The organism is Flavobacterium daemonense (assembly GCF_007341385.1).
Taxonomy (GTDB): Bacteria; Bacteroidota; Bacteroidia; order Flavobacteriales; family Flavobacteriaceae; genus Flavobacterium; species Flavobacterium daemonense.
Genome location: NZ_VJYD01000010.1, coordinates 165,938 through 184,483, shown reverse-complemented (window position 1 = coordinate 184,483; position 18,546 = coordinate 165,938). Strand labels below are relative to the sequence as shown.

Sequence of the window (18,546 nt, the reverse complement as noted above, 5' to 3'; positions counted from 1 at the left end):
ATAAATGCGAAAATTAGCTTCGATAATTTTATTCTTGGTTTTAGTTTCAAACAGCTTTGGACAATCTAAGAATTCGCCATTACAAATAAGTCATCTTACAGGTGACTTTTATGTTTATAAGACCTTTCACGATTATAACGGAACGATGATTTCTGCAAATGCCACGTATCTCGTGACAAATAAAGGTGTAATTCTGTTTGATGCTCCTTGGGATCAAACACAATTCCAGCCTTTGTTGGATACAATAAAAGCGCGACATCATAAAGAGGTTATAATGCTTTTTGGAACGCACTCGCATGATGATCGAGCGGGAGGATTTGATTTTTACAGAAAGAAAGGAATCAAAACCTATTCAATTCAATTGACGGATGATATTCTTAAAAGCAAAAAAGAACCAAGAGCCGAATTTATAATTCCTAATGACAAATTTTTTACTGTCGGTCAATATACATTTGAAGTATATTATCCCGGAAAAGGTCATGCGCCAGATAATATTGTAGTTTGGTTTGAAAAAGAAAAAGTGCTTTATGGAGCTTGTTTTATCAAAAGTGCCGACGCAAAAGATCTTGGTTATCTAGGCGATGCCGATGTAAAAGAATGGAAGAAATCAATTGAAAAAGTACAAATGAAATTTAAGAATCCAAAGTACATCATCACTGGTCATGAAGATTGGAAGAATACAGAGTCTTTAAATCATACTTTGAAGTTGGTTGATGAATATTTGGCACAAAAATCTTCGGAGAAAAAGTAAATTTTATAAATGCCTGCAAGATATTTTGGCATCTAAAAATAGTTTAATTTTGTATTTGTAATTATTAAGAAAGATAGAATGACAGTAACGGATAAAAATATACTTGAAACTTATTCAAACTTATTTGAAGGACTGAGTTTTTCTAATAAAATTGAACTTATAGAACGTCTTACAAAATCATTGAAGAGCAATAAATCAAAAGAAAATAATTTTTATAAATCTTTTGGTGCCTTTGTGTCTGAAAAATCGGCAGAAGAAATTGTAGCAGAAATAAAATCTAGTAGAAGCTTTAGAGATAAAGAAATTAAGTTTTAATGGGATATTTATTTGATACAAGTATTTGTGTTTTCTTTCTAAGAGGAAAGCTTAACCTTGATAAAATGGTAAAACAAGTTGGTTTAGAAAATTGTTATATCTCAGAAATAACAGTTGCAGAACTTCGTTTTGGTGCTGAAAATAGTGATGACCCTGTGAAGTCTAATAAAGCTGTAGATATTTTTCTGAAAGGATTAACAATACTTCCAATTTTCGGATCAATTAAAAGATATGCTGTTGAGAAAGTTAGGCTTCGAAAAATTGGTAAACCTATTAATGATGAATTTGATCTCTTAATTGGAGTTACAGCAGTTGAAAATCAATTAATTTTAGTTACTGATAATACTAAGGATTTCAAGCTTTTAGATGGAATTCGTATGGAGAATTGGTTTGAAAGAAATTAATTTTGTTTTGCTTCATTTCTCATTTATTAAAATTACCACATGTTTTTTATCGAAGTTATTTTACCGCTTTCCTTAGCAAAAACATTTACATATCGTATTTCTGAGGCCGAATTCCATTTTATTAAAAAAGGAATGCGCGTTGCGGTGCCTTTTGGTAAAAATAAAATCTATACGGCGCTTGTTTTGGACGTTCATCAAAATGCTCCAACCTTATATGAAGCCAAAGAAATTCATCAAATTCTAGACGAAAAACCAATTGCAACCGAAATCCAGATAAAACACTGGCTTTGGGTTGCCAATTATTATATGTGCGGAATCGGTGACGTTTATCGTGGGGCTTTTCCAACGGGATTGTTGCTGGAAAGTGAAACTATTGTTTCGTATAAATCTGAAATTGTAGTAAACGATTCTGAACTTTCAGATGACGAATTCTTGATTTATGAAGCTTTGCAACATCAAAGCTCACTAAAAGTTCAGGATATAGTTTCGATTTTAAACAAGAAAAATATACTTCCGGTTCTTCAAAAATTAATAGCGAAAGATATTATTGTTTTAGAAGAAGAAATAAAAGAAAGTTACAAACCGAAATTGGTTCGTTATGTGAAATTACATTCTCAATACGAAACGGATCAAGGTTTGGGAGAATTGCTTGAAGTTTTGAAAAATGCGAATAAACAGAAAGAAATTGTTTTAGCTTATTTTCAACTTTCAGCTTCAGAAAAAAAGCCAATCACAGTAAAAAAACTTACTGAAGTTTCTAACGTAACATCGGCAGTTGTAAAAGCTTTAATTGAAAAAGAAATCTTCGAAGAGTATTATTTGCAGCACGATCGTATTTCATTTAATGGAGAAAAATCAGAAAAAGAATTACAGTTAAGCGAAGCTCAGGAAAACGCTTTTAATGCAATAAAAGAGAGTTTTTCTGAAAAAGAAGTTTGTCTGCTTCACGGTGTAACTTCAAGCGGAAAAACGGAAATCTACATTAAGTTAATTGAAGAATATCTGCAGACTGGAAGGCAGGTTTTGTATCTATTACCTGAAATTGCATTGACAACTCAATTGGTTTCTCGTTTGCGCCTTCATTTTGGCGATAAAGTTGCCGTTTTTCATTCCAAATACAGCAACAACGAAAGAGTCGAAGTTTGGAAACAGACACTCGAAAATTCTGAAAAAGCACAAATTGTAATAGGAGCGAGGTCGGCTTTGTTTTTGCCTTTCAATGATTTAGGGTTGCTAATTGTTGATGAAGAGCACGAACAAACTTTTAAGCAGACAGATCCGGCACCAAGATATCATGCCAGAGACGCGGCGATTGTTTTGGCTAATTTTCACAATGCAAAAGTATTATTAGGTTCTGCAACGCCAAGTATTGAAACCTATTTTAATACACAGAGCGACAAATATGGTTTGGTTACGCTAACAGAACGCTATAAAAATGTTCGCATGCCTGAAGTTGTTTTGGTTGATTTGAAAGACAAACATTTCAGAAAAAGAATGACGGGACATTTCAGCGATCTTTTAATCGAAGAAATTGCTGAAGCCTTGTCTTTGGGTGAACAAGTGATTTTATTTCAAAATAGAAGAGGATATTCTCCTATAATAGAATGTTTGACTTGCGGACACGTTCCGCATTGCCAGCAATGCGATGTAAGTTTGACATTTCATAAATTTAAAAATCAGCTTCGTTGCCATTATTGTGGTTATTCGATTGCAAAACCAACAAATTGCCATAGTTGTTCAAGTATTGATTTAACGACAAAAGGCTTTGGAACAGAACAAATAGAGCAGGAGTTAGTATCTCTTTTTCCGAAAGCGAAAACAGCGCGAATGGATCAAGACACAACTCGCGGGAAATTTGGTTTTGAAAAAATCATTGACACTTTCAAAAACAGGGAAATCGACATTTTAGTGGGAACACAAATGCTGGCCAAAGGTTTGGATTTTGACAATGTCAGCCTGGTCGGAATTATGAATGCCGATAATATGCTTCATCATCCTGATTTTAGAGCTTTTGAGCGCAGTTTTCAGATGATAACGCAGGTTGCAGGAAGAGCAGGAAGATCAGAAAAACGAGGGAAAGTTGTAATTCAGACTTACAATCCAAATCATAATACAATTCAGCAAGTTACCAACCATAATTATATAGGTATGTATAAAGAGCAATTGTACGACCGTCAAATCTATAAATATCCGCCTTATTTCAGAATAATAAAGCTTACTATAAAACATAAGGATTTTGATAAGCTGAAAGAAGGTTCAATGTGGCTGTATCAGGTTTTGAGCCAAAATTTGAATATGCCGGTTTTGGGTCCAGAAGAACCAGCGATCAGTAGAATCAGAAATGAATATATCAGAACTATATTAATTAAAATTCCGCAAAACCTACATTTAGGAAATACAAAAAAAACTATTCAGAAAATGCTGAATAGTTTTGAAGCTGTTGCTCAATACAGAGCTATAAAAGTTGTCGTGAATGTCGATTTTTATTAAATCCTAAGATGAAGTTGACAATGCTTTAACTAAATCTTCTTTTTTGTTTCGGCTAAGCGGAATTTTTGTAATTCCAATTTCGGCAAATTTACTGTTAAAGCGCTCTACCTTGTCGATATTGATGATATATGATTTATGCACACGAATAAATTTGTCTTTTGACAAATCGTTTTCAAAAGACTTCATTGTTGATAGAACCAAATTGCTGTCATCTTCAGTAACCACTCTTACATAATCTCCAAAAGCTTCAATCCATTTGATTTTAGCAGTAAAGATTTTAAGTTTTTTAAGGTTGCTTTTGATGAAAATATGTTCGCCTTCTTCTTCTTTTACTTCTTTTTTAAGCAAATGCATATCGATTGCTCTTTTGACCGAAGCATTGAATCGATCCACTGCAATTGGTTTTTGCAGATAATCGGTAGCGTCATAGTCAAAAGCTTTTAAGGCATACTCAGCTTTAGAAGTAATAAATATAATCTGCGGTTTTGATTTTAGTCCGTCAAGGAAGTCAAAACCGTTAATAACAGGCATTTCAATATCAAGAAATATTAAATCGATATTATTTAAAGAGATACAGCTTTTTGCTTCTATTGCATTAGAAAAATCCCCGATTAAGTGCAAACCTGGGTGATTATTAACTAATTTTGCAATAATTGTCCTCTGTATAGAACTATCATCTACAACAACACAGTTTAGTTTCATAACATTTAAATTTAGAATAAATTCAGGATAGCATTAGTAAAAGTATTATTTTTTTTGTAAAAAAACCTAAACTGAGCATATATTTTTTGCAGTATGACGAATAAAAGCAAAAATGTGTTGTTTATTTAAATTTTATGATTACTTTTGCACCCAATTTTAACAAATAAATATCGTATTTATGAATCATTATGAAACTGTTTTCATTTTAAATCCCGTTTTATCTGAGGTTCAGGTGAAGGAAACAGTAACGAAATTTGAAGAATTTCTTACTAGTAGAGGAGCTGAAATGGTATCGAAAGAGGATTGGGGTCTTAAAAAAATGGCTTACGAAATCCAAAACAAAAAAAGTGGTTTTTACCATTTATTCGAATTCAAAGTAGCTGGAGAAGTTCTTGTAGCTTTTGAAACTGAATTTAGACGTGACGAAAGAGTTATGCGTTTCTTAACTGTAAGTTTGGACAAGCATGCTATTTCATGGGCGGAAAGAAGAAGAGCAAAATTAAAATCTACTAAAGCTTAATTATTATGTCTACAATAGAGCAATCTGCAAAAGGAAAAAAAGACGGAGATATCAGATATTTAACGCCTTTAAACATTGAAACTAACAAAACTAAAAAGTATTGCCGTTTCAAAAAATCAGGAATCAAATATATCGATTATAAAGATGCTGATTTCTTATTGAAATTCGTTAATGAGCAAGGAAAAATTCTTCCTCGTCGTTTAACTGGAACTTCATTAAAATACCAAAGAAAAGTTTCTGTAGCTGTAAAAAGAGCTCGTCACTTAGCTTTAATGCCATACGTGGCCGATTTATTAAAATAATTAAAAACTCTAGTCGCTGGTTTCTGTGCAAGCAGAACCTAACTTCTAAAATATAAGGACAACAACATGGAACTTATTTTAAAACAAGACGTTCAAAACTTAGGATTTAAAGATGATGTAGTATCTGTAAAACCTGGTTACGGTCGTAACTTTTTAATTCCTCAAGGATTTGCAGTTTTAGCAACTCCTTCTGCTAAAAAAGTTTTAGCTGAAAACCTAAAACAAAGAGCACACAAAGAAGCTAAAATTGTTGCTGATGCTAAAGCTTTAGCTGAAACTATTAAAGCTCTTGAGATTAAACTTACAGCTAAAGCTGGTGGAGAGAAGCTTTTTGGTTCTATCACAAACATCGATATTGCTGAAGCTTTGGAGAAATCTGGTAATGCTATCGATAGAAAATTCATCACTAGCGGTGTTGTAAAACGTTTAGGAAAATACAATGCTACAGTTCGTTTACACAGAGATGTAATCGTTGAATTAGCTTACGAAATTGTTGCTGAAAAGTAATAGTTTTAAATACTATATAAAAATCCCGATGAGAATCGGGATTTTTTTGTTTTGATGTCATTGCGAGGAACGAAGCAATCTCATCATTTTTTAATTTTTAATAAACATAGGAACGAGATTGCTTCGTTCCTCGCAATGACATGAAATACGCAAGATTAACAAAAGAGCAATTTGACGAATTGCATGCTGAATTTGCCAGCTTTTTAGCGACGCAGGCAATTGATAAGGCAGAATGGGATTCTTTGAAAATAAACAAGCCTGAAGTTGCTGAGCAGGAATTAGATGTTTTTTCTGATTTGATTTGGGAAGGTGTTTTGACTAGAGCTGAATTTTTGGAACATTTTTCTAAAAACCACATTTTCTTGTTTCAATGTTTTGAAACGCATGTCCAATCTATAGTCTTAAAATCTTTAGTTCCTGAGACTGATTTTTTAACGCAAGAAGGTTTGCAGTGGTTGAGCGAAAATATGTTTACTGAAACCATTGAAATGAAAGTAGGCAAGAAAGTGTTTACTGAGGATCGTAATGCTTCAATTTTTGAATTAATTCAACAAGGTGCTTTTTTAAGTGATGGACAATTGTTTAAACAGATCAATAGTATAATTGAGTCATAAATAAAGCAATTTTTTTAGTTTATAATAATGTAAAAGGTTAAACAATACTAATTTGTATTGTTTAACCTTTTTTAATTTTTTTAACATTTGTTTAATCTTTATTTTTGTTTCAAGCAAGTAGTTTTACGCGTTTATTTTGGAATTCTCATAAATTTATGTTTTTTGATGTGAAAATGTGCTTTTTGCGCCTTTCATTTGCTTTTATGTTAAAATTCAATTGATTAACATGTGTTTTTTGTAAGTTTATACCTTCAATATTAAAATTTAACATATGTGCAATGTTATTTTTACATAGCTTATGATATTGGTTTCCTAGATTAAAAACGCGGTTTTTTCCTATGTTTTAGCTGTTTTACGGTCTTTTTGCTGTTTGTTTAACTTAAAAAAATAAAAATGTTAGGTTGTTTTTTGTTTTTATTTTCTATATTTTTGATATGTAAATGTTAAACAAAATAATCTGATTTCTTAATAAAGTCTCTTTTTTTGGTTTTCTAATCTTTGTTTTGTTTAATGTTTTGGTTTTTGAATGATCAGGATATTATTCAGTTTTTTTTTTTAAGTAACTTAATTTGTTTACATATGGAATTGACAATTACTCTCATTATCAAGTTTGCATTAAGTGTTCAAGTTATTTTTATTTTATTTTTTAGCTTATTTAATGCGTTTAGATCTTTTGTTCAAATTTCTTTGAAACCAATTTTAAACTTATTCCCACAATATAATTATTGTATTATTTTATTTGCACAACCCTGTCGACGGGTTGTTTAATAAGTAATGCTTTATCGTATTTGGTATTTTACTAAAGACGATAACTCAGTTGTAACGCTGTTTCAATTTTAGTATCACTAATAAAAGTCTAATAAAGTCTAATCAGCTTTCGTTGGATATTGAATCGGTAAAGTATTTTTTAATTCCCCTTTACATAACGTTTAAATTTTCTTTTATGAAAATTAACTATCAAACAAATCACTTCGTGAGGAAGATTGGTCTAGATCAGTATTTCCTAAAAGTTTTGAGGGATTTTATTCGTGACGGGTAAAAGCACTCTTTGCTTTACGTAAAAAGTAGAGCACAATTTAATTTTTTTTACTGAAATGAAGATTTAAAGTTCGGCCCCAAATATTTTAAATTTCGTTTTAACTGTTTAAGTATTAATGTTTTTTAAAATTGCCTAAGCATACGTGCTTATCGCAACAGGTATTTTATTGTCCATTTTCTAATCTTCCAAATTATGAAAAAAAAATTTACTTTTTGTGATCTCTTTATTAAGAAGAGATTATTAGGACTGTTGTTTTTATTCCTATTATGTGGTAATGTTTTTTCTCAGACTGTTTGCCGACCAGTGTCGCAAACAAATAGTCTGGGAGGCTTATTGTGTTTAGGTTTGCAAGTCAACAATCCTACGTTAGCCTTTGATAATGATCCAGGGCTAACGACCTATGCAGATCTTCAGAACGCTGTAGGTCTCGGTTGTATGGTCGAAGAAACCATGACCTTTAATCAGACTGTAAAGGCTGGAGATGAAATTGTACTTTATTTAGGTACAGGAAACGGTTTGCTAGATGTTGGACTGCTGTCTAATGTTTCAATTCAGGCAAAACTTTCTGGTGTAAATGTTGGTTCAAGTGTAGCTTTGAATAGCCCACTTTTGAATTTAAATTTACTTTCAGGAAATACGGTTGGAGAGTTGAGATATAAAGCTACTGCTGATGTCAATCAAATCCAAATTCAAGTTGGCGGCCTTTTAAGTCTTCTGGTAGATCTTAGAATTTATGATGTTCGTTTGGATTTTGCAAAACCAACGGTAACTGGGGGCTTAAATCAGACTATTTGCTCTGGTACTTCAACGACTTTAACTGCTGCGCCAATAGCCGGAACAACTTTAGCATGGTATGATTCGGCGTCTTCAACAACTGCTTTAGCAACTGGAAACAGCTACACAACCCCAACTTTAACAGCCAATACTACTTATTATATTGGAATAAGCAGAGCTGGTGGTTGTGAAGGAAATAATCGAGTTCCCGTTGTAATTAATGTGTCGAATCCTGTTGCACCAGCGATAAGTTCTTCGGGGACGGCAGTATGTTCTAGCGGTGCGACTCAGCAAACGACTTTATCATTAATTAATCCAATTCCGGGAACCACATACAATTGGTATTCGGTAGCTAGTGGCGGAACAATTTTAGCTTCTGGAAATTCATATTCTCCAACAGTTCCTATTGGAACAACTAGTTTTTATGTAGAAGGAGTAATTGGTAGCTGTATAAGCCCTACAAGAACTCGTGTTGATGTCGTGTCAAATGCTGTTCCTGCTGTTGCGACCGTTTTAACACAAAGCGTTACAATCCAATCAGGACAAAATGCAACTTTGAGCGCAACGACAGCTGAAACTGGAGTAACTCTAAATTGGTATGATGTTGCAACCGGCGGTACTGCTCTTGCAACAAATACTTCAACTTTTACTACACCAATTTTAACTGCAACAAAAACTTATTATGTAGAAACTCAGAGCGCAACAGGAGGTTGTGTGGGTGCTTCAAGAGTTCCTATTACAGTAAACGTAGTCAATACGCCGCCAGGCGGATGCTTATTGGCAAACAGCCAACAGACTAGCGTAAATGGTGTTTGCTTATTATGCAGTAGTACAAATCCAAATAATTCTGTTGATGGAGATATAACAACTGCAGCGCGTTTAACCGTTCCGGTTGGTTTGATAAACGGATGGATTCAGCAGACTTTGCAATTTAATAATCCGGGAAAAGCTGGCGATATTATCGATGTTGAATTAGAATTACCAGGCGGTGTTCTAGATTTAAGCGTTTTGAATTATATCAGTCTAGCAACTTATAATGGAGCAACGTTTAATAATGATAGAACTTCGATAAATAATTTAGTGAGTGTTCAATTACTGGGAGGAAACCGTTTTAAAGCAAGTATTACAGCCGGTGCAAATTTTGACCGTGTAGAAGTTCGCTTAGGTGGTTTGGTTTCAGCACTGACAAGTTTAGATATTTATCAAGCAAGTTATAGATATGGCGATCCGACTGTTACTGGAAATAAAGTTATTTGCAGCGGACAAAATACAACACTAACTGCAGGCCTTGCTGTTGGAGAAACCGTTAATTGGTATTCTGCAGCCACAGGTGGTACTTCACTGGCAGGTACTGCAGCTTTTACAACACCAAATTTAACTGCCGATACGACATATTACGCTGAAATAACTAGAAATGGTTGCGTAAACAGTGTTCGTTTTGCGGTACCAATTACGGTTAACAATCCAGTAGCACCAGCATTAACTGGTGGTTCTGCAGTAATTTGTTCTGGACAGTCAGCTACTATAGACATTCAGTCTCCAGTTGCCGGAACAACTTATAAATGGTACGATACGGGAGGGAATTTAGTATTTACAGGAACTTCTTTTACAACTCCAGCTTTAACAGCTTCGACTAATTATTTTGTTGAATCTGTAATTGGAAGTTGTTCTAGTCCAACACGTGCACAAGCTTCTATTACTGTTAATCCGTTGCCGGCAGCTCCGACAGTAGCATCTTCAACAGTAATTATTCCTTCGGGACAAGTTGTTACTTTGCAAGTATCAAATCCTGTAGCGGGAGTTGCTTATGATTGGTACGACGTTGCGACTGGAGGAACTGCGTTAGTGACAAATAATGCAAGTTATACACCAAGTCCAGCATTAACAGCAGATAAAACATATTATGTTCAAGCACGAAATGCTACAAATTGTGTTAGTGCAGCTAGAACAGCAATAAATGTTGTAGTGGTGGCGCCAGCTCCAATAACTTCTTGTTTACGCGCAGATTCGCAAGTAATTTCAAGTGGAGGAACAATAACAGGCTGTTTGGCTTGTACGTCAGCAGATGCTGGTTTTTCTGTTGATGCAGACGATACAAATGCAACAAGACTTACAGTACCGGTTGGTTTGCTTGGAGATTATATTCAACAGACGTTATCTTTTTCTAATCCAGGAAAAGCTGGAGATATAATAGATGTTGAATTAGGAATCCCAGGAGGAATTGCCGATGTAAATGCACTGTCTTATATAAGTTTAAGGAGCTACAATGCGGGAAATCCAAACGCCGATCAAGTTAATGTTGGAGGTTTAGTAAATGTCCAATTATTAGGTGGAGACCGTTTTAAAGTTAGTTTTGCAGCAGCTAATAATTTCGATGCTGTTGAAGTTCGCCTTGGTGGACTAGCATCATTGCTGACTAGTCTGGATATTTATGGGGCTTCTTATCGTTATAAAGAAGCTACAGTTACAGGAGCATCAGCATCAATTTGTTCTGGAACAGGGACAACTTTGACTGCAGCAACAACAGCTGGCGATATAATTAACTGGTACGATGCAGCAAGTGGTGTTACACTTTTAGCTACAAGTGCTACATTAAACACAGGCACTTTAACTGCTTCAAAAACATATTATATCGAAGCTGTTCGTGGAACGTGTACAAATAGTGTTCGTCAGCCAGTAACGGTAACGGTATTGCCTTTATCAGTTGCGGCAGATATTACGATCGCAAGTCCGATAGTGTCTTCTTGTGATGGAAAAGCTGTTTTGCCTCCAACTTCTGGCTTAACAGGAGCACAATTTAAATATTATGCAGATCCATCAAAAAGTCAAGAAATAATTACAGGAACTACAGTTGCTGGTCAAACAGGTGTTTCTTTCTCAAAAGATGCATCAACTGGTGCACTTACAATAAACGGACTAGCTTCAGGAGCAAATTATACTTATTATATCACTGTTCAAAATGCAACAAGTTGTGAAAATGCGACAACTTCATTGAAGCAAGTTGTTGTTAATTTCCCAGCAACTTCAAGTACTTTAGCGGTAACATCGCCATTAGTTGCGTGCGGAAGCGCTAATTTAAAAAATGCAATTACTACGCTTGATACAAGCGGTAATACAACATATACATTCTACGATCCTTCAGATGTTGTTATGACAGAAGATGCGGCGATGAATATAACAATTAGTGGTGCTTACTCAATTCAAGCTCAACGCAACGGAGATGATTGTCCATCGGCAAAACAGCCAGTAACTGTGACTGTCAATCCGTTGCCAAGCTTGACTGTCGATCCAGCACAATCTGTGGCGCAGGGAAGTAATGTAACATTAAATGCGACTTCAAATGGTACAATGGCATGGTATGATCCAAAAGGGGTTGCATTGGCAGGACCTCCATTTACTACAGGACCACTTAATGTACCAGGAATCTATACGTACACAGTTGTGTCAACATTAGGAGGTTGCTCTGTTACTGGAACGCTTTCAATCAATGTTAAAGATCCAGACAATTGTCAATCCTTAACACAAAGAGTTTATGCTAATGCACAAAATTGGAGTACAATTGTTACAGGAACAGTTTCTAATGAAGCGAATGCTGTTGATGGAAATCCGCAGACTTTCTCGACGATCACTACAGGAGTAGGACTTTTAGGAGTTGGTACAACTACCCAGAATTTAACTTGGTCTGCAAATATTGCAAAAGGAACGCCAGTAACGGTAAAACTAGGCTCTGAATACAGCGGATTAGGCGTTGCTCAAGGGGTTTCTGTAATTGGAACTAAAGGAGGAGTAGATATTGGAACAATGCAATCTGTTTCAGGGGCTTTGTTAAATGTGCTTCCGGGCGATAATGCATATGAATTTACTTTCGTTCCTTCAAATGCAGCTGGTCCACAGGATTATGACGGAATCAGAATTATATCAGGAGCGGTCTTAAGTGTTGCTCAGAATACAAAAGTTTATGAGGCATATTACAATAAATCGGTTAGTACTGTAGCCTGTACTCCGGGAGATATTCAAGATATTTTTTATGGAACCACAGATTTAGGACTTCCGGTAGGAGCGCTAACATCTACAGTGGGAGTAAGCGATGCGTGGAATGTAGCAGATAATGATGTTACAACCTACGCAACCATGTACAGCGGTGTGGGTGCCTTGGCAGCTGCCGATTTGACTGTGCAATTTAAAACGCCATCTGTAGTAAGTGATACGCTAAGAATTGTAATTTCAAAACCAGGAACTCTTTTAAATGTTAATTTACTGACTGGTTTTACTATTCAGCGTTATTTAGGAAACGTTGCGGTAGGAGCTCCAATTCAAAATACGAGCACATTATTGAGCTTAAAATTATTATCTGCCAATACCATGGCGATGGTTTTAGTTTCTTCTCCAACAGAATCTTATGATAGAGTAAGAATTCGTTTTGGCGGCGTAGCAGGAGTTTTAGAATTCTTAAGAGTTCATACTGTTGAACGAGTTGCAAATACCTCGGTCATAGACGGAGACCCTACTAATAAAGTTGCGGTTTGTCCCGGAAGCGGAGTCACGCTCAAAATTCCAGAGGAAGCTTGTTCTACCTATGTTTGGTATGATGCTCCAACAGGAGGTTCAATTGTTGCAAATGGTCCGACTTATACAGTTCCTGCAACTTTAGCAGCCGGAATCTATAAATACTACGTTCAGCCAGTTCGCTACAATTGTGAAGCAATGACTAGAGGAGAGGTTACAGTTGAAGTAAAAGCATCTAGCCCAGAAAATCTTTTAACAGATATTACTTTGAATGGTGCAGCTTCGACTACAATTTGTGCGCCAACAGGAACGGTAACTTTGGCTACAACATTAAATACAACAGGAACAATAACAAACCCTGTATATCATTGGTATAAATTTGACGGAACAACAAGCCAACCAGTTCCTGGAGAAACAGTTTCTTCATTAACAATAACTGGTTTGATGCCTGGAACTTATACTTACTTTGTTGGATTTAGTTCAGATGAAAATTGTGAAACTGCTGAAGCAAATAGAAAACAAATAACGTTTACAATCTTAAGACCGTCTGACCAAAATGATCTTTCGGTAGCCGATGTAACAGTTTGCCATGATTTAGCAGCTTCATTGACACCAGCAGCACCTGCATTGACAAATCCTGTATTTACTTGGTATCACGATGCCAATAAAACACAGCCTATAGCAAATGGAGATACTAATGGCACAATTACTTATGCCATAAATTCTTCAGGAGTATTGACTGTTTCAGGATTAACACTTGCAATGGGACCAGTTTCTTATTATGTTGCGGTTTCTAGTGATACAACTTGCGAAAATTTAGCAGGCACACTTCAGGAAGGAACTATTACGCTAACTGATCCGGGTACGCCAACAACGACAAATACTACACAAGATTTTTGTTTGATTGATGCGCCAACAGTTGCCAATATTCAGGTAAATGAAGCAAATATAGTTTGGTATTCTGCAGCAACAGGCGGAACAGTAATTGCGCCTGCAACAGCATTAGCCAGCGGAACATATTATGCAGCGATTAAAGACCCTTCAACAAACTGTGAAAGTTCTGTTCGATTAGCAGTTGCTGTGAGAGTAAATGATCCGGGAATACCTTCAATTACAAATACAGATCAAAAATTCTGTGTTGTAGATGCGCCAACATTTGCTAGTATTCAAGTAAGTACAGCAAATCCTGCGAATGTAGTTTGGTACACAGCTTTAACTGGTGGAACAATAATTCCGTCAGCAACACCTTTAACAACTGGTGTTTATTATGCAACAATACACGATCCAGTAACAAATTGTGAAAGTGCTCAAAGATTAGCAGTTACAATTAGTGTAACTGATCCAGGAACACCAACAACAAACAATGCTACGCAAAATTTCTGTTTGATTACTGCACCAACAGTGGCAAGTATTCAAGTGAATGAAACAAATGTGGTTTGGTATAATGCTGCGACAGGCGGAACAGCTATAGCATCAACAACAGCGTTGACAAGCGGTAATTACTATGCAGCCTTAAAAGATCCTACAACAAACTGTGAAAGTTCAGTTCGTTTATTGGTTGCCGTTACAGTAAATGATCCGGGAACACCAACAACAAATAATGCTACGCAGAATTTCTGTTTAATTGATGCGCCAACAGTTGCCAATATTCAAATAAATGCTCCAGCAGTTGGAAACATTGTTTGGTACAACGCCGCAACAGGCGGAACAGCAATTGCATCGACAGCAGCCTTGACAAGCGGCAGTTATTTTGCAGCAATTTTTGATCCAGCAACAAACTGCGAAAGCGCTGCGAGATTACAAATCGTAATAAATGTTTCTGATCCGGGAACGCCAACAACAAATAATGCTACACAAAATTTCTGTTTGATTGATGCGCCGACAATTGCTAATATTCAGGTAAATGCACCTGCTGTTGGAAATATTGTTTGGTACAATGCTGCAACAGGTGGAACAGCAATTGCTTCAGCAACAGCTTTAACAACAGGTAGTTATTATGCAGTAATTTTTGACCCAGCGACAAACTGCGAAAGTGCTTCTAGATTAGCAATAGCAATTACAGTTACTGATCCAGGAACACCAACAACAAACAATGCTGCACAAAATTTCTGTTTGATTACTGCACCAACAGTAGCAAGTATTCAAGTGAATGAAACAAATGTAGTTTGGTATAACGCTGCAACAGGCGGAACAGCTATAGCATCAACAGCAGCGTTGACAAGCAGTAATTACTATGCGGCTTTAAAAGATCCGATAACAAACTGCGAAAGTTCAGTTCGTTTATTGGTTGCTGTTACGGTAAATGATCCGGGAACACCAACAACGAATAATGCTACACAGAATTTCTGTTTAATTGATGCGCCAACAATTGCAAATATTCAAATAAATGCTCCAGCAGTTGGAAACATTGTTTGGTACAACGCCGCAACAGGCGGAACAGCAATTACATCAACAACAGCTTTGACAAGCGGCAGTTATTTTGCAGCAATCTTTGATCCAGCAACAAACTGCGAAAGCGCAACAAGATTACAAATCGTTATTAAGGTTTCTGATCCTGGAACACCGACAACGAGCAATGCTACGCAAAATTTCTGTTTGGTAAATGCACCAACTTTTGCAAATATTCAAGTTAATGAAGCAAATGTAGTTTGGTACAACGCTCAAACTGGTGGAACAGCAATTGCTTCAACAACAGCTTTGACAAGTGGCACTTATTTTGGAGCAATAAAAGATCCAGTTACAAATTGCGAAAGTGCAACTCGTTTGCAAGTAGCGGTTACGGTAACTAATCCAGCTACACCAACAACAACTAACAATGCTCAAGTTTTCTGTTCTGGAAATGCACCAACAGTTGCTAGTATTCAAGTAAATGAAGCAAATGTAGTTTGGTACAATACAGCAATAGGTGGAACAGCAATTGCTTCAACAACGGCACTAACAAGTGGAACTTATTATGGAGCTATAAAAGATCCTGCAACAGGTTGTGAAAGTAGTGTACGATTGTTAGTAAACGTTACTGTAGGGAAAACAATAAATCCTACTACGAATAATGCTTCGCAAAATTTCTGCTCGACAGCGGCGCCAACTATTGCGAGCATTCAAGTAAATGAAAGCAATGTTACGTGGTTTAGTACTGCAACAGGCGGAACAGCAATACCATCAACAACAGCATTGACATCTGGAGTTTATTATGGAAATATTGTAGATGCGGCGACAGGATGCGAAAGTTCAACTCGTTTACAAGTAACTGTAACAGTAACAACTCCAAGTCCGACACCAACTACAAATAATGCGACGCAAAACTTCTGTACACTGAATTCACCTACAGTGGCTAATATTCAAGTGAATGAAGCAAATGTGGTTTGGTATAGCACAGCAACTGGAGGAACAGCAATTCCTGCAGCTACAGCATTAACAACAGGAACTTATTATGGTGCTGTTTCAAGTGCAATAGGTTGTGAAAACCCGGTACGTTTGGCAGTTGTGGTAAATGTAAATACGCCAGGAGTAATTACAACGCCAAGAACAACTCAAACATTTTGTTTGTCAAAATTGCCAACTCTTGCTAATATCTTGGTAAATGAGCCAAATGTAGTTTGGTATTCTACAGCAACAGGAGGAACACCTTTAGCAGCAAATACGCAATTAACTGCTGGCACTTATTATGCAGCAGCTCTTGCCAACACTACAAACGGATGTGAAGGAGCAACAAGATTAGGAGTGACAATTGCATTTGAAAATGATGCTTTAGTTCCAATTACAAGTACTGACGATACACCATGCGTTTTCCAAGGTGTGACATATTCAGTTGCAAATGGCAAATCAAATTATGTGTGGTCAGTTACAAACGGAACAATTGTTTCTGGCGGAGGAACTAATGACGGAAATGTGACAATTTCATGGTCAGACATTGGAGCTGGTCAAGTTAAAGTTACTTACATCAATACTTGCGATGAAACAACTACAAAAACATTAAATGTTACGGTAGCAACTTGTTCAGATTTAACGATTACAAATACAGTAAGTAATCCAAATCCAAATTTTGGAGAACAGATAACATTTACAGTAACAGTAAACAATGTAGGACAAGGAAATTTCATAAATACACTTGTAAGTGATTTATTGCCTAACGGCTACGATTTGGTTAGTTCAAGTACAACAGGAGGAACATTTGATCCAGCAACGCAGCTTTGGACAATTCCAACACTAAATGCAGGTCAGAGCTTAGTGCTTACAATTGTTGCCGAAGTACTTCATGGAACCGATTATCTATCAGTTGCAACTATTGAAATATCGACTCCTTTAGACATTTCTGCGGCAAACAATACGGCTTCGGTTTCTGTTGAGCCAATTTGTTTGACAGTTTACAATGAGTTTACGCCAAATAATGATGGTTCTAATGACTTGTTCAGAATTGACTGTATCGAATCTTATCCAAATAATGAATTGAAAGTTTACAATAGATATGGTGCTTTAGTTTACAGCAAACAGCATTATGAAAATGATTGGAACGGAACTGCCAATGTATCTGGAGTTATTAGTAGAGGAGATATGCTGCCAACAGGTACTTATTTTTATGTGATAGACATTGGAGACGGAACGGTTAAAAAAGGATGGTTATCTATCATGAGATAAGCAAACGATTTAATCATCTAATTAATTAAACTAAATAAGTATCGTTATGAAACTATATATAAAATCACTGAAGAAAACATATTTTATTCTAATATGTTCTTTTATTACATTCTGTGCCAGTGCACAGCAAGATCCTGAGTACACGCAGTATATGTACAATACTATGGCGGTAAATCCAGCTTATGCTGGGTCTACCGGTACTTTAGAAGCAACACTTTTGCACCGTTCTCAATGGGTTGGAATTTCTGGTGCGCCAGAAACACAGTCTTTTTCTGTTCACGCACCGCTTCGAAATGAGAAACTTGGTTTGGGACTTAGCGTCGTTAACGACAAAATAGGTCCATCAAGCGAGCTTTATCTTGACGGAAACTTCTCTTATTCTATTCCGCTTGGATACGAAAAAAGATTGGCTTTCGGTTTAAAAGCGGGTATGAGAATGCTAAATGTAGATTGGTCAAAAGGAAGATATTATGATCCAAATGATGTTTTGTTGAATCAAAATATTGACAATCAGGCAAAATTAGCAGTTGGAGCGGGAATCTATTATTATACAGATAAATGGTATGTAGGCGCTTCGATTCCGAGTTTCATCCAAAACTCATATTATGATGATGTTCAGGAATCTATTGACTATGATCGTCTGCACTATTATTTCATGGGAGGTTATGTTTTTGATTTGAATCCGAATTTAAAATTCAAACCTGCATTTTTAGTAAAAGCGGTAACTGGAGCACCAATTACTGCAGATATCTCGGCGAATTTTATGATTGCTGAAAAATTTGTAATCGGCGGTTCTTACAGAACAGATGATTCTGTGAGTATTTTGGCTGGTTTTCAGATTTCTAAAAGTTTTTATGTTGGATACGCTTTTGATTACACCGTTAGCGATCTGAATAAATACAATGACGGATCGCACGAAATCATCCTGCGCTATCAGTTAAATAAAGGCGAAAGTAAAATTAAATCTCCTCGATTCTTCTAAATCAA

The 18,546-nt window shown here is 36.0% G+C and carries 11 protein-coding genes; 10 read left to right on the top strand and 1 reads right to left on the bottom strand.

Going from position 1 to position 18,546, the window contains the following annotated elements:
• The first annotated feature begins 4 nt into the window (after positions 1 to 4).
• The 4 genes from bla-B1-FLAV to priA all read left to right on the top strand — a co-directional run bounded on the left by bla-B1-FLAV (position 5) and on the right by priA (position 3,960).
• Entirely contained in the window at positions 5 to 751 is a 747-nt protein-coding gene (gene bla-B1-FLAV, locus FND99_RS14175) for a subclass B1 metallo-beta-lactamase (protein WP_144338599.1), read from the top strand.
• 78 nt (positions 752 to 829) lie between these two features.
• Positions 830 to 1,066 (top strand): glycosyltransferase family 1 protein, encoded by a 237-nt coding sequence (locus tag FND99_RS14170; RefSeq protein ID WP_144338598.1) that lies wholly within the window; start codon positions 830 to 832, stop codon positions 1,064 to 1,066.
• Positions 1,066 to 1,470: a type II toxin-antitoxin system VapC family toxin gene (locus FND99_RS14165; RefSeq protein WP_144338597.1), complete on the top strand. Its 405-nt coding sequence runs from the start codon at positions 1,066 to 1,068 to the stop codon at positions 1,468 to 1,470. Before FND99_RS14170 ends, FND99_RS14165 begins: the two co-directional genes overlap by 1 nt.
• Before the next feature lie 39 nt (positions 1,471 to 1,509).
• Positions 1,510 to 3,960, top strand: a complete 2,451-nt coding sequence (gene priA / locus FND99_RS14160; RefSeq protein WP_144338596.1) for a replication restart helicase PriA — start codon at positions 1,510 to 1,512, stop codon at positions 3,958 to 3,960.
• Between the two features lie 3 nt (positions 3,961 to 3,963).
• Here priA and FND99_RS14155 read toward each other — a convergent pair whose 3' ends face one another.
• Complete coding sequence (locus FND99_RS14155) at positions 3,964 to 4,662, bottom strand: LytR/AlgR family response regulator transcription factor (RefSeq protein ID WP_026729423.1); 699 nt, start codon at positions 4,660 to 4,662, stop codon at positions 3,964 to 3,966.
• 178 nt (positions 4,663 to 4,840) lie between these two features.
• Here FND99_RS14155 and rpsF point away from each other — a divergent pair, with 178 nt between their 5' ends.
• From rpsF to FND99_RS14125, 6 genes are all read left to right on the top strand, one after another.
• Entirely contained in the window at positions 4,841 to 5,182 is a 342-nt protein-coding gene (rpsF, locus tag FND99_RS14150; RefSeq protein ID WP_026729424.1) for a 30S ribosomal protein S6, read from the top strand.
• Between the two features lie 5 nt (positions 5,183 to 5,187).
• Positions 5,188 to 5,484: a 30S ribosomal protein S18 gene (gene rpsR, locus FND99_RS14145; protein WP_002987043.1), complete on the top strand. Its 297-nt coding sequence runs from the start codon at positions 5,188 to 5,190 to the stop codon at positions 5,482 to 5,484.
• 66 nt (positions 5,485 to 5,550) lie between these two features.
• Positions 5,551 to 5,991: a 50S ribosomal protein L9 gene (gene rplI, locus FND99_RS14140; protein ID WP_144338595.1), complete on the top strand. Its 441-nt coding sequence runs from the start codon at positions 5,551 to 5,553 to the stop codon at positions 5,989 to 5,991.
• Positions 5,992 to 6,131: 140 nt separating this feature from the next.
• Positions 6,132 to 6,605 (top strand): DUF6495 family protein, encoded by a 474-nt coding sequence (locus FND99_RS14135; protein WP_144338594.1) that lies wholly within the window; start codon positions 6,132 to 6,134, stop codon positions 6,603 to 6,605.
• A 1,231-nt stretch (positions 6,606 to 7,836) separates the two neighbouring features.
• On the top strand, positions 7,837 to 17,559 hold the full coding sequence (locus FND99_RS14130; protein ID WP_144338593.1) for an Ig-like domain-containing protein: 9,723 nt from the start codon (positions 7,837 to 7,839) through the stop codon (positions 17,557 to 17,559).
• A gap of 46 nt (positions 17,560 to 17,605) precedes the next feature.
• A complete protein-coding gene (locus FND99_RS14125) occupies positions 17,606 to 18,541 on the top strand; it encodes a PorP/SprF family type IX secretion system membrane protein (RefSeq protein WP_144338592.1) in 936 nt (311 codons plus the stop codon).
• The last annotated feature ends 5 nt before the right edge of the window (positions 18,542 to 18,546 follow it).